10 protein-coding genes are annotated in these 13,819 nt (G+C 43.9%); 3 read left to right on the top strand and 7 right to left on the bottom strand.

The genetic code is table 11. The annotated features are described in order from the left end of the window. Nucleotide 1 precedes the first annotated feature (1 nt). The 7 genes from J0654_RS15500 to J0654_RS15470 form a co-directional block, all read right to left on the bottom strand. Nucleotides 2–5,560: an alpha-2-macroglobulin family protein gene (locus J0654_RS15500; protein ID WP_207030031.1), complete on the bottom strand. Its 5,559-nt coding sequence runs from the start codon at nucleotides 5,558–5,560 to the stop codon at nucleotides 2–4. Between the two features lie 269 nt (nucleotides 5,561–5,829). After that, complete coding sequence (locus J0654_RS15495; protein WP_207030030.1) at nucleotides 5,830–6,324, bottom strand: hypothetical protein; 495 nt, start codon at nucleotides 6,322–6,324, stop codon at nucleotides 5,830–5,832. 54 nt (nucleotides 6,325–6,378) lie between these two features. Then, a complete protein-coding gene (locus J0654_RS15490) occupies nucleotides 6,379–7,167 on the bottom strand; it encodes a TPM domain-containing protein (protein WP_207030029.1) in 789 nt (262 codons plus the stop codon). Continuing rightward, nucleotides 7,148–7,585 (bottom strand): TPM domain-containing protein, encoded by a 438-nt coding sequence (locus J0654_RS15485; protein WP_207030028.1) that lies wholly within the window; start codon nucleotides 7,583–7,585, stop codon nucleotides 7,148–7,150. The genes J0654_RS15490 and J0654_RS15485 overlap by 20 nt, the downstream gene beginning before the upstream one ends. A gap of 3 nt (nucleotides 7,586–7,588) precedes the next feature. Beyond that, complete coding sequence (locus tag J0654_RS15480) at nucleotides 7,589–8,188, bottom strand: LemA family protein (protein ID WP_207030027.1); 600 nt, start codon at nucleotides 8,186–8,188, stop codon at nucleotides 7,589–7,591. An 18-nt stretch (nucleotides 8,189–8,206) separates the two neighbouring features. Then, nucleotides 8,207–8,536 carry a MerR family transcriptional regulator gene (locus J0654_RS15475; protein ID WP_127137505.1) on the bottom strand — a complete coding sequence of 110 codons (330 nt, stop codon included), beginning with the start codon at nucleotides 8,534–8,536 and terminating at the stop codon, nucleotides 8,207–8,209. After that, a complete protein-coding gene (locus J0654_RS15470; protein ID WP_207030026.1) occupies nucleotides 8,536–9,513 on the bottom strand; it encodes a M23 family metallopeptidase in 978 nt (325 codons plus the stop codon). Before J0654_RS15470 ends, J0654_RS15475 begins: the two co-directional genes overlap by 1 nt. Nucleotides 9,514–9,617: 104 nt before the next feature. Here J0654_RS15470 and alaS point away from each other — a divergent pair, with 104 nt between their 5' ends. The 3 genes from alaS to J0654_RS15455 are packed head-to-tail and all read left to right on the top strand — an operon-like array spanning nucleotide 9,618 to nucleotide 13,792. Next, a complete protein-coding gene (alaS, locus tag J0654_RS15465; RefSeq protein WP_207030025.1) occupies nucleotides 9,618–12,230 on the top strand; it encodes an alanine--tRNA ligase in 2,613 nt (870 codons plus the stop codon). Next, the gene (locus J0654_RS15460) at nucleotides 12,230–13,177 is read left to right on the top strand and encodes a GSCFA domain-containing protein (protein WP_207030024.1); all 948 of its coding nucleotides are present in this window, start codon (nucleotides 12,230–12,232) and stop codon (nucleotides 13,175–13,177) included. The genes alaS and J0654_RS15460 overlap by 1 nt, the downstream gene beginning before the upstream one ends. After that, a complete protein-coding gene (locus J0654_RS15455) occupies nucleotides 13,178–13,792 on the top strand; it encodes a DUF4230 domain-containing protein (protein ID WP_207030023.1) in 615 nt (204 codons plus the stop codon). Nucleotides 13,793–13,819 lie beyond the last annotated feature (27 nt).

The raw sequence follows: 13,819 nt of genomic DNA, 5'->3' as shown, positions 1-13,819 counted from the left end.
ATTACTGAACTATTTTCACCCATTGCCCTTTGTTTCTGGCTTGGTAGTTGTTGTTGTACATCGCTTCAGCCTGGGCACCGGGCAAATAGTAATCGCCCAAGAACGATGCGTTCAACTTGATAGTAAAGGTTTTGGATTTTTTCGCGTCCAAATCAAAATACAAATGGGTTCGGTCATCCCGAGTATCCACATAATCCGCTTTGGATGCATTTTCATTATCACCGCTTACAAAAGAGTTGTCTACGATTTCCCATCCGCTGGGTACAATATGGGTCAAGGCTACATTGTCGATATAGTCGTCGGAACTGTTGAAAATGGTCACTTTTGCTTCGAACTCCGTTCCCTGTCGCAACTCGCCCACATTCACCGAGTTGCCAAGCGGATCTACGTAGTTCACCGATAACCGTAGGTTTTGCTGCTGTGCCAATTCCTCACCAACTGGCAATTTTCCAGTTTGCGTAAGGGTAACGTAGATGATATTTGCTTCGTTGTTGTTCACTTCAATGTCTTCTTTAAAGGAAGTAACGGAAAGTTCCCGTTGCGCTATGGCCCTGTCGGTTTTAACATTGATATCCTTTCCATTATTGGTAAAGGTGAGGTCGATGGACCTGCCTCCATTTTTCAGTACCATTTTTGACATGGCCAAGAGAGCAAAAGCTGTTTCTTGGGTGCTGTACCATCGTTGTGATGATAAATTTTTGGCCAAGGAAGCGGCTAGTTCCCGTTGTTGTGAGTCGCCCAATATGACCATGGTTTCCAACGCCATGGCTCGGTTTCGGAATACGGAACCATAGGTTCTGTAGTTGTAACTATTGGGTGTAAAATTGATGTTTGCCTTTTGGGCAATGGCTTCTGCGACCTCTTTTTTGCCAACCAAGGCATAAGCAGCGGCCAATCTCCATTTAGCCTCGTTGCTGAGGTTTGCGGTTTCCCGTAAACGGTTCATTGCGGCCAGTTCGGGTTGTTGTGCCAAGGCCAAGGTGTACAAACGGTATGCTTGCGAAACATCATCGTTGTAATAGGTGATTTGGTTGCTCCATTGGCGCGCGGCATTTTTTTGATATCTCAACCAATTGCTCAAGAACGTCAAGGGGAGCTGGCACCCTTCTTTTTTGGCTTCCAACATAAAATGTCCTGCATACGAGGTTCCCCAATCATCGGCATTGCCATAACCGGGCCAGTAGCTCAATCCTCCATTGGGAATCTGAAAATCACCCAACTTATCAATGGCAGCCTTTATGTTGTTCTCAATGTCCTTTTTTCTGTCAAAAGTGATATCCAATACATCCGCCAAGAACAATTGAGGGAAGGCTGCGGAAGTGGTCTGTTCCACGCATCCGTGAGGGTAGCGCAACAGATAATCCATCCGTTTGGAGAAATCCATAGGCGGAAGCGTTGAGAATTCTATGAATGCTTCATTGGTGCCCGAAGTGCCAAAAGTTTCCATTGAGATGGTTTGAGAATCATTGGCCTCTAAAGTGTACAACTCACTTTTGGTGGTAACAGGATTTGGGTTTTCCACATCGATTTCGGTCTCGTTGGATGCGCTTTCCCCAGCTCCCGAAGCAGTAACTTTTATGGTTTGGAACGATGCTGTTGGATTGACTTTAAAGTCAAAATTGACGATCTGTTCCCCAACCGCATTGAAGGTGATGTTTTTGGATGTTCCATTGATGGGTTCCAATGCCTTTCCTGCATCGATATTGACCGTTACGTTTTTTACTTTGGACTCCATTGCAAATACGGTAACGGGAATGGTCACCGTCTCTCCGGGAGATAATTTTCGTGGAATCGAAGTCAATACCATCAATGGTTTGCGAACAGGTGTGGTTTTCTCTGCATTGCCGTAAGCGCTATTCAAATTTCCTGCAACTACCATGGTTCGGACAGAACCGACATAGTTGGGCATATCAATGGTGTGTACCGCTTTTTCTCCTGCTTTCAAGGTAAACGGGCCTAAATATGTTACCACGGGCTTAAAACGTTGTGCTTTTCGGTTTTTGCCACCTGCGCCAATGCTTCCACCACCAATGGCGTAAATATTGTCCACACTCACTGAGTAGGCTCCCATCACATCGTCAAATATATCGAAAGTCTTTACGCCCAGTGCTTGTCTAGCATAGAAAGAACTGTGAATGTCAGGAGTACTAAAACGGGTGAGGTCCAAAAGGCCATCATCCACAACGGCCAACGAATAGGTCATTGGTTTTTCGCTCGCTTCTGAAACTGTCACCTTGTATGATGTTTCCGGTTGCAGCACATCGGGCATGCTGATCTGTGGCTTCAAAAGTGTTGCGGGGTTTTCCACTAGGAGCGGAACAACGCCATACAATCGGATGGGCAGGTCATTTTTAGCCTGGCTGTGTGGTTGCAATAAGGAAACGTTCACGTAGGCATTCGGTGCCATTTCCGCTGTAATAGGGATGGTGACCCTAGTTTCTTTGGTAGAGGTTTCTATCCATTGTTGTGAGAGTACCTCGGTTCCATTTTCGATACTGATCAGCGCACGGCCGCCGTTATCCGATGGAAAAGTGACTATTGCTTCTTCTCCAAGGGTATATGTTTCCTTGTCGGTGGAGAAAATCAAAATTTTGGAGCTTTCGGCATCCGCAGATGCTGGTCTTCGCCACCAATTGCGGTAGAAATATGCCGTACGACCTGTGGCGTGGCCCGAAACTTCATCGATTACCCGAATCAGAAAACGTCCGCCTTGCTCATCCGGTACATTGATATTAAAATTGGCCTTGCCATCGCTTCCCGTAGTGATCTCCATTTCTTTGAAAGGTCGGTGAACGGTGGCATTTTCATAACGTGATAGGTTGTCATACCCGCGGTTCCACCACCAGCGCCATTCAATTTTGAACACCTGTACTTTTAATTTTCGGTTACCTGATGGGTTTCCTTGGGCATCAACCGTAACCACATCAAATGTATTGTCATCGTCCGTTAAGAAAGAACCATATTGTTTTGCTTCTGGTGAACGGAGCCCTACAAAATTGGAAAATGGAGCCAAATTCTTGGAGAACACATCAATGGAAAAGTCACCGCCCCCTTCAAAAACCTTTGTGGTAAAGGTGGCCTGTAACATTCCGGGAGCGTTGCCGTTCACATCTATTTTTTTGTTGATATCCAGTACGCCATTGGCATCCAAATTTGATGAAACCCATTGCAATTCGGTCTGGTTGAAGGTTCGTACGGGATCTTGGAAAATGTAATTTTTATATTTTGGAAAGGCCGTGGAAGTTTGACTCAAATTGGCATTAATGTCGATTTTCAGGTTTCGGGCGGGAGCACCGTGCAACCATTTCACCTCGGCTTTTCCTCTGTTGAAGGAATTGGCTTCCAGTACTTCGTCATCAAAAGTGAAATCCACTTTTAATCGATTCGGCTTTACCGTGGCCACTTTTAGGGTTTTACTGAATTGCGCTCCCCCCACAATCACTTTGGCCGACCAATTCCCTGTTGGGGCCGTAGCTTCCGTTGAAATGGGGAAGTAGTAAAAATTCTTATCTTTTTTGGCATATAAACCATCGGCAACTGGAACATTTCCCTCTTTTAAAACATTTCGCTGTATCAATTTGCCGCGCGCATCGCTAACTTCCAAAGTCACCGGATGCCCTTTGGGCAAGGGATTGGCATTATCATCCAAAACAAAGGTCAAATGGATGACATCCCCTGGTCTGTGCACCCCTCTTTCGGTATATAAATAGCCTTGTAGGCCTTTCTGGAGCTTTTCACCCGACACATCGAATTTACTAAGGGACAATGCATTGCCGTCCGCAAGTTTAGCATAAGCGAAATTGTTATTGTGCTCGGCTACAGCAAAGGAAATGACTTTGTCGCTATCGTAAACGGAAAGGCCTTTCGCATCGGTCATGGTTTCGCCGACAAGTTGTTGCTGGTAATTATAGAGCTTTATTTTGGCGCCCGCCACGGGTTGGGTGGTAAGCAGATTGGTCACTGCAAAATGATGGGAGCGGTTGCTTCCCTTTTTAACGATGAACCCTAAATCGCTTCCCAATAAATTGGTTGCGGCTATTCTATCGTAGTTGTAGTAAGCAGAGTGGCAGGGATTGTCCCGCTGTTCCCAATTGTAGTCGTAGTTTCTGTAATCGTAGATTTCGTTGTCCCAGTAACGTTCTTCTTCCGAGGCCTCATCGGAGCTTTGTTCTAAGGCATAGGCCGTAGGTGTTCCTTCGGTTGCTGCACTGTCCCCGCAATCGTATGTAGTGTGTTCTCTCTTAAAACTGAACTCGACCCGATATAGCGAACCCGGATGTATTTTGATCAATTCGGATAAATCCAGACCGTGTGCCTGCCAATAGCTGGTATTTTTGTTTCCATCTTCCGTCAGTGGGATCACTTTGTAGGCAACCCTGCGCCCCACTGGTCTAAAATCTGGACTGTAGTTTTCAGTTAAGTCATGGAATTGGAGGTATTGAAGCATGTTGTCCTCGTACACCTGAATCACTCGAACTTCAACTGCCGCAAGGTTGACTGTTTCAAAATAAATTGGGGTGGAAGCTGCATTGGGAAGTATGGTCCCTTTGGAAATCAATCGAACGGCGGGTTTTAACTGCTCAAAAGAGACCAATTCGGAGAAATTATCCTTCAAGGTAAATCCATATTCGCTTTTGATACCTTGAAAGGCATTGACGCGTACTTCACCCAAAATCCGGTTGGAAGGGTATATGCTCAAAACGTTTCCGTTGATTTCGTATCGTAGGCTTTCGGCATTTTCAATGGTTACCAAACCATTCAGGTTTTGGTCCTGCTCCAACGGTTCGGAAAAATTCAGGGTAAGTACCGCATTGGGTGCAGCTGTGGTTTTGGCATCAACGATTACAAATTTGTTCTTGCCCGGTATGGGATAGGTTTCCGAACCTTTGTTATTAATATTGTAGGCATCGCCTGTCCAGTCAATTGTAAGTTCACTATCGTCCGTTTTTCTGGAAATGCTATCAATTTTAAAACTGAAATATTGTGCATTTTCCGAAGTGTTGTCCCATTTTACAGGGATGTTTTTTTCTCCTTGCTTTACACTCAGTACCGATTTTATTTTTGAGGCATCCAGAATGTCCGAAGCATCCAAAGTGCCCGTGAGGTACTGCCAATCTTTGCTGTAAGATTGCAAATCCCCCAAATTGATTCTGAAATTCGGTGCAATCGTTTTGAAACTAAAGGTATAGGTCTTGAATTCGCTCTGAATTTCCTCGAAGAGTTTGTTGAGCTTCAAGCTAATAGTGTATTCGGTGTTTGGTTTTAGGTATTCTGTTGGCAGGAAGGTGAGTTCCCTACCGTTTTCGATGATCAACTTGCCATCCACCTTCGGTGAAATGTCCATATACTCCATGGGAAGTTCTTGGGTCAATTCAAACTGCTCCAATTGCTGGGCCAAGGCTATGGTAATGGGAGTGGAAATGCTTTGGTTGCCATGGGTATGATAGCTGATATAATCCTTGAACTTAAACAGGTTGTCCGTTTCGGAACCGTTCTTGTTTTTACAGGATGTGAAGAGGATAAAGAGTGCAATTAGGAGTGTTTTATAGGACTGAAACATGTAGAAGAGAATATTTAATTCAGAATTTTATCTAATAGCAAGATAGTTAAAAATGCCCATTGGAAAACCTGATAGTTTACGGATGGTCTTTTTGAATTCATGAATGGAATAAGCCTCCAGCCTTTTTCCTTTCCATCGATTATTTTTGTGCAGGATTTACAAGTAACCGTTCTTAAAAGATACTTTATGCGAAGTTTAACCATAAAGTTTGATTCCTTCGGTGGTAAGGGAGATTCAAGTATAAGAGGTGGGCCTCGGCTTATGAGGTTTTAATCAAGATTTTGAATATGGACAGTACTGAAAACGGGCAGAAGCGAAGGTTCCACCAATTCATAGGAATAGTTGTCTAGGTCAAAACCCTCTACAGTGGTATATGGGCCGCAACATTCTCCATCTTCGACGAGACTTGTTTTAAAACTGACAGTGAACGAATCTCCTTCGCCAAAATCCATTATGAAACTTTTTTGACCAAACGATTCCGTTGAAACGGGAATGATCAAAAACATGCCCATATCAGGATATTCTTCAACCGTAAAAGTCACATCAGCACTTTTTTCATTCACTATTTCAATTAGGGAGGTGTCGATACTTCCATTGGCCAATAAGTCCTCATCGTTTTCTGGATTCAAAAACTTAAGATAAAGCATATTGTCCGCTGCAGCACAAAGAACGGCTGAACAATCTAAATCTATTGAATCATCATCATCAGCATTGCATGAGAAGGCCAGCACCGTAACCAGTAGAAGAAAGATTTTTTTTGACATAACAGCTTTACCGAGAAGATGATGACAAGATGTTTTGGTTGCTTTCGCATGGATTTACCATCCGCCAGAGGCACCTCCACCTCCAAAGCCTCCACCTCCGAAGCCTCCACCGAAACCACCGCCGCCGCCAAAGCCTCCGCTGCCAAAACCACCGGAAGACCCCGAACTACGGCCCATGTTGCTCAATATGATCATGTCCCAAATATCGAGACCCCGACCTCTACGGCCACCGCGACCACCGCCACCCTTGTTTTTTCGACTCCACAGGATAATAATGATCACAATAAAAATAATGATGGGAAAGAGGGCGTCTATCGGGATTTTTTTGCCGCTACCAAAGGAGCGGTCCTCGGTAAATTCACCAGTTAAAACTTTAAAAATGGCATCGGAACCTTTGTCCAGACCGCCGTAATAATCGCCCTTTTTAAATTCGGGGATAATAACGGTTTCTATAATGCGTCTCGACATTAAATCGGTAAGCCTGCCTTCCACACCATAGCCTGTGTTGATGGCAATTCTACGGTCGTCACGGGCCAAGAGTATAAGCACACCATTATCCTTATCCGCTTGTCCAATACCCCACTTTTGTCCCCACTGTGCTCCCAAGAAATTGATTTCCTCACCTTCGGTAGAGCTTATAATGGCAATTACTATTTGGGTAGATGTACTATCGGAGTAACGCACGAGCTTTTGCTCCAGTGCATTGCTCTGTGAAGGGGGCAACAAGTTCACATAATCGTAAACACTCGTTTCTTTTTGCGGCTTTTCGGGTATGGTGAACTGCCCCCAAGCTAGGGAAACACATAAAAAAAACAGTAAAAAACTACCCTTTGGATATAGCATCGTTCAGTTCATTGGTGTCATCGTGGTCCCATGGGAAATGGGTTTGTAGTTCCTTGCCCGCTATTAGAATACCTTCAACAATACCTTGTTTAAAATTTCCTTTTTTAAAGTGGGAGGCGATTACATCCTTGGTGGTGTCCCAAAATGCTTTGGGAACGGCCCTATCAATACCTTCACCCCCATAAATCACAAATTTTCTATCGTCCACGGCTACGTATAGTAACACACCGTTTCCTTCTTTGGTGTTATCCATTTTCAGGAAGTGGAATAGCTGTTGTGCCCTACTAAAGTGGTCTATTTTTGAAGTTGCCTCAATGTGCACCCGTATTTCGCCCGAAGTATGGTTTTCGGCCTCAACAATGGCATTTACAATCTCACTTTCTTCCTCTGCGGTCAAAAACTCTTCTACGTGCGACATAATTTAGTTGAATTCGAAGTTCACATCGGGGGCATTTTCCGAACCTGCATCTGACGCAAAGAGTGCCATAGGGTCAAAATTTCCAATGCTGGCGACTATGTTTGTAGGAATCTGTTGAATCTTAATATTGTATTCACCCGCTAAATCGTTAAAACGGTTACGTTCCACATTGATCCTGTTCTCCGTGCCTTCCAATTGCGATTGAAGCTCCAAAAAGTTTTGGCTTGCCTTAAGGTCGGGATAACGCTCCACAGTAACCAATAATCTGGACAAAGCAGATGATAGCCCTGATTGCGCCTGTTGAAACTCTGCCAGTTGTTCTGGCGTAATATTGTTTGCATCAATATTGGTGGATGTAGCTTTGGCCCTTGCTTCGATAACGTCCGAAAGGGTCTCACGTTCAAAATCTGCCGCGCCCTGGACCGTTTTCACCAGGTTTCCGATCAAATCGCTTCTACGTTGGTAAGAACTCTCCACATTGGCCCATTGTTTGGTCGCCTGTCCCTTCATGTTGATGAGGTTGTTATTGGTTCTTACATACCAGCCCACGATGATTACCCCCAATATTCCAAGGACAATAATGGCTATGATACCTTTTTTCATTTTGTATTGGTTAAAGTGTTATAGTTGTTCTTTTATTTTCAGGAGCTCTGCTTTTACCTTTTGCAGTTTTTGAATCACCTCAAAATTGGATAGTGCCTTTTGTTTCTCCTCTTTCAGATGGATTTTGGCTCCTTCCAAAGTAAATCCACGTTCCTTGACCAAGTGGTAGATCAATTGAAGATTTTGGATGTCCTGTGGCGTGAATTTACGATTTCCTTTGGCATTTTTTTTGGGCTGGAGCACATCAAACTCTTTTTCCCAAAAACGAATCAGGGAGGTGTTTACTCCAAAGGCCTTGGCCACTTCACCAATGCCATAATATCGTTTTTCGGGTAGATCTACGTGCATTAATCCAGTGATTGGTTCTCTTGGTTTGCCAACCTGAGCATATTCTCGAATTCTTCAGCAGACAAACTTCCGTAGTAGAAGTTTATCGGGTTGATGCGTTCCCCGTCCTTGAACACTTCGTAGTGTACATGTGGGGCTTGGGAACGTCCCGTGCTGCCAACAAAGCCGATGAGGTCACCTCTTTTCACTTTTTGGCCTACGGTAACATTGTATTTGCTCATGTGTCCGTACAAGGAGATGTAACCATACCCATGATCTATACGAACGTGTTTTCCGTAACCGGACGATCTATTATCGGCACGTACCACCTTTCCATCACCGGAAGCATATATAGGGGTTCCCCTTGGAGCGGTAAAATCCATCCCCCAATGCATTTTACGGGCCTTGGTAAACGGGTCGGAACGCCATCCATAACCGGAGGCCATCCGTGTAAGGTTTTCGTTGCTTACCGGCTGAATAGCAGGAATGGAAGCCAATAGCTTTTCTTTCTCTTCAGCTAATTTGGCGATTTCATCCAAAGATTTGGATTGGATGACCATTTCTTTTTGAATGATATCCAAGCGTTTGGTAGCATCGATTATTATCTCGGAATTGTTGAAGCCTTCAAGGTCCTTGTAGCGGTTTACCCCTCCAAAACCAGCTCTTCGCTGCTCCTCGGGTATGGGGTTGGCTTCAAAATATAATCTGTAAATATTGTTGTCCCTTTCCTCAATGTTTGCCAAAACCTGTTCCATTTGGTCCATTTTTCGGCTAAGGATATCGTATTGGAGCTCGTAATTACGAACTTCACGTTCCAAGGAAAGCTCTTTTGGGGTATTTACCCATCGGGTGTTCAAAAGGATGATCAGTCCAAGGAAACCGAACAGCGCAGAGCCCAACAAGAACAGGAAAATATTCCTATATCGCTTGGATTTTTTTGGCTCGATCTTTCTGTACGAAAGTGTATCGGGATCGTAATAGTACTTTACTTTAGACATGAATGGATTTTATCCTATTTTTGCTCACTGATTTTAAACAGAACAAACAAATATAAAAATTGTTTTGCTTAAACTGTTAAATTTAAGAAAACCCTAGGAATTCAATGACATCCCAAGAAGTTAGAAACCAGTTTTTAAACTTTTTCAAAGAAAAGAACCACAAGATTGTACCATCGGCACCCATGGTGATGAAGGACGACCCTACCTTGATGTTCACCAATGCAGGAATGAACCAGTTCAAGGAGTACTTTTTGGGAAATTCGGTTCCTAAGAGCAAACGCCTTACCGATTCCCAAAAATGTTTGAGGGTCAGCGGTAAGCACAACGACCTCGAGGAGGTAGGGAAAGATACCTATCACCATACCATGTTCGAGATGTTGGGGAACTGGAGTATTGGGGATTATTTTAAAAAAGAAGCCATTGCATGGGCATGGGAATTGCTCACAGAGGTATACAAGATTGATAAGGATAGTCTATACGTTTCTGTTTTTGAAGGAAGCGAAGATGATGGATTGCCACTGGATCAAGAAGCATACGATTTATGGAAGGCGATTGTGCCCGAAAATAGAATTATCAAGGGAAACAAAAAGGACAACTTTTGGGAAATGGGTGATCAAGGCCCTTGTGGACCCTGCTCCGAAATTCATGTGGATATTCGTTCCAAAGAGGAAAAAGCGAAAGTTGATGGTGCTTCCCTAGTGAACCAAGACCATCCGCAGGTAGTGGAAATATGGAACTTGGTTTTTATGCAGTTCAACCGCAGGGCCAACGGTAGCTTGGAGCCACTTCCGGAAAAGCATATTGATACGGGAATGGGTTTTGAGCGTTTGTGCATGGTGCTGCAAGGCAAACAATCCAATTACGACACCGATGTTTTTACCCCTTTGATTCGTGAAGTGGAAATTATTACCGGAAAAAAATACGGAAAGGACGAAGAAACCGATATTGCCATCCGTGTCATATCCGATCACGTGCGAGCTGTAGCCTTTTCGATTGCCGATGGGCAATTGCCGAGCAACACCGGTGCCGGTTATGTGATTCGAAGGATTTTACGCCGTGCCATTCGCTACGGATTTACCTTTTTGGATACCAACAAACCGTTTATTTACAGATTGGTAAGAGTTTTGAGCGAACAAATGGGCAAAGCCTTTCCGGAATTGAAGGAGCAATACCAGTTGATAGAAAATGTGATCAAAGAAGAGGAAAGTTCCTTCTTGAGCACCTTGGAACAAGGGTTGGTGTTGTTGGATTCCGTGATAAAATCATCAAAGGATAAAACCATTGCAGGGGATAAGGCTTTTGAACTCTACGATACCTTTGGATTTCCGATAGATTTGACCGCGTTGATTTTGGAAGAGAAAGGCTATCAATTGGACAAGGAAGGATTCGAAAAAGCATTGAAGGCGCAAAAAGACCGTTCCCGAGCAGCATCGGAAGTGTCCAAGGACGATTGGAATATTCTGAAGACCGATACTGAGCAGGAGTTTATCGGTTACGATAGTTTGGAAGCCGATGTGAAACTGGTAAAATACCGTAAAGTCACCAGCAAAAAAGAAGGGGACCAGTACCAAATGGTGTTCAATCTTACCCCGTTCTACGCCGAAGGCGGTGGTCAGGTTGGGGATAAGGGTTATTTGGAAGCATCCAATGGTGATGTAACCTATATCGTGGATACCAAAAGGGAGAACAACGAGATTGTACATTTTGCAAAATCCTTGCCCAAGGAAGTTTCGGGAACCTTTAAAGCGGTGGTGGACAAAAAACAACGTTGGAGAACGGCCTGTAATCATACCGCTACGCACTTATTGCATCAGGCATTGCGTGAAGTTTTGGGAACCCACGTGGAACAAAAAGGATCCGCGGTGCATTCCAAATATTTGCGATTCGATTTCTCTCATTTTTCAAAATTGACCACTGAAGAACTCCGAGAGGTTGAAAACTTTGTGAATGCCCGTATTGATGGACACCTTCCTTTGGAAGAAAGCCGTAATGTTCCGATGAAAGAAGCTATGGAACAAGGTGCAATGGCACTTTTTGGAGAAAAATATGGCGATACGGTGCGAACCATCCGTTTTGGACAATCCATTGAGCTTTGTGGTGGGACCCACGTGAAGAACACGGCCGATATCTGGCATTTTAAAATTGTTTCTGAAGGGGCGGTTGCTGCTGGAATCAGAAGAATTGAGGCCATTACGTCGGATGCCGTTAAAGAATTTTACTTCAACAATAACCGCATGCTCTTCGAGATCAAGGACATGTTGAAGAATTCTCAAGACCCTGTAAAATCCGTTGCCAGTTTGCAAGAAGAAAACCTGGCCCTTAAAAAACAGGTGGAGCAACTGTTGAAGGATAAGGCCAAAGGACTCAAAAATGAGTTGATCGCCGAACTGGAAGAAGTAAACGGAATACATTTCTTGGCTAAAAAAGTGGATTTGGATGCTGGAGGCATTAAAGATTTGGCCTTTGAAATGGGTGGTCAAGTGGACAAGCTATTCCTATTGCTTGCTTCTGAAAATGATGGAAAAGCCATATTGTCCTGCTACATTTCCAAGGATTTGGTGGCAGAAAAAGACCTGAATGCAGGCACCATTGTCCGCGAACTTGGGAAGTACATCCAAGGTGGTGGCGGTGGGCAACCCTTCTTCGCGACCGCCGGGGGCAAAAACCCTGCTGGAATTCCCGAAGCACTCGACAAAGTGAAGGAATACCTTTCTTAATGGAACTACAAACAAGGATACCTTTAACGCCCAGCGATAATCCCATCGATTATCAAAGTAAGCTGGTGCTGTTAGGGTCTTGTTTTGTTGAAAATATTGGAGCTAAGCTGGATTATTTTAAGTTCCAAAACTTACAGAATCCCTTTGGGATATTGTTTCATCCCGTGGCCATTGAGAATTTGGTTCAACGAGCCATTGAGGAAAAAACATATCAGCAAGAAGAGATTTTTGAACAGGATGGGATTTGGCGCTGTTTTGATGCGCATTCCGATTTGCGTTCAGATAATCCCGAAGCAATGTTGCACCTGCTCAATCAACGATTGAAGGGTGCCAAAGTTGGATTGGAGACTTCATCCCATATTGTCATCACCTTGGGAACAGCTTGGGTATATGGGCATAATACATCAGGCAGAATGGTGGCCAATTGCCATAAGGTTCCACAGAAGCAATTCACGAAAAGGCTATTGAGCGTTACAGAAATTGAAGCCAGTCTTGACCAAATGGTGAAATTGATTCAAAAAGTAAATCCAAAAGCACAAATCATCTTCACCATTTCGCCCGTTCGCCATTTAAAAGATGGTTTTATAGAAAATCAACGGAGCAAGGCGCAGTTAATTACCGCTCTGCATCAAATAATAAATGGGCACAATGTGCCCTACTTTCCATCCTATGAAATTATGATGGACGAGCTACGGGATTACCGTTTTTATGGAAAGGATATGGTTCATCCGAACCAATTGGCGGTAGATTATATTTGGGAGCGTTTTAGGTCTGTTTGGATTTCTGAAAATGCCTTCTCCGTAATGGAGGAGGTGGATGCTGTTCAAAAAGGACTGCTGCACCGACCCTTTAACCCAGATTCCGAAGCCCATCAAAAGTTCAAAACATCGCTCAGGAATAAAATTACGTATCTTCAAGAAAGGTATCCTTTCATGAAATTCGGTTAAATGAAGAAAGTATTATTTGGAGCACTAATAGCATTGGCGTCGGTTTTGATCTATAAATCGTGCACCGATGAGCGTGATCAAAAATCAATTTTAGAAGAAAATTCGATGCTGATTCAGCAGGAGTTGCAGAATGTTTCCAAATTGGTGGTCACCGAAGGGCATTTTGCCGAGGTGTACAACTACAAGGATTCCAAGGAGCTGTTCGGTCCCTTGGTCACAGCGCATAAAAAGGCTTTGGTAGTGGTCAATGCCGATGTATCCATTGCCTACGATATGTCCAAAATAAAATACGAAATGGACGAAGAGCAAAGATTGCTCAGGATTACCCGGATTCCAGAGCCGGAACTAAAAATCAGCCCCGATTTTGAGTACTACGATGTTACGGCAGACTATTTGAATCCCTTCAATGCAGATGATTATAATACGATAAAGCGAAATGTAAACGCATCTTTGATGGGGAAAATTGAGGCTTCCGCTCTGCGTACCAATGCGGAGAATCGCTTGGTGAGCGAACTTTCCCGAATTTTGGTACTGACCAATACCATGGGCTGGTCGTTGGTATACGACAACATTCCTGTGAAAAATACCGAGCAGTTAAGAACTTTTATCGATTGAGCTGTCACATTTCTTGATCTGATGCGT

This window comes from Flagellimonas profundi, assembly GCF_017313275.1.
GTDB lineage: Bacteria > Bacteroidota > Bacteroidia > Flavobacteriales > Flavobacteriaceae > Flagellimonas > Flagellimonas profundi.
Note: the sequence above shows the minus strand (reverse complement) of the source record. Positions and strands in the feature narration are given on the sequence as shown.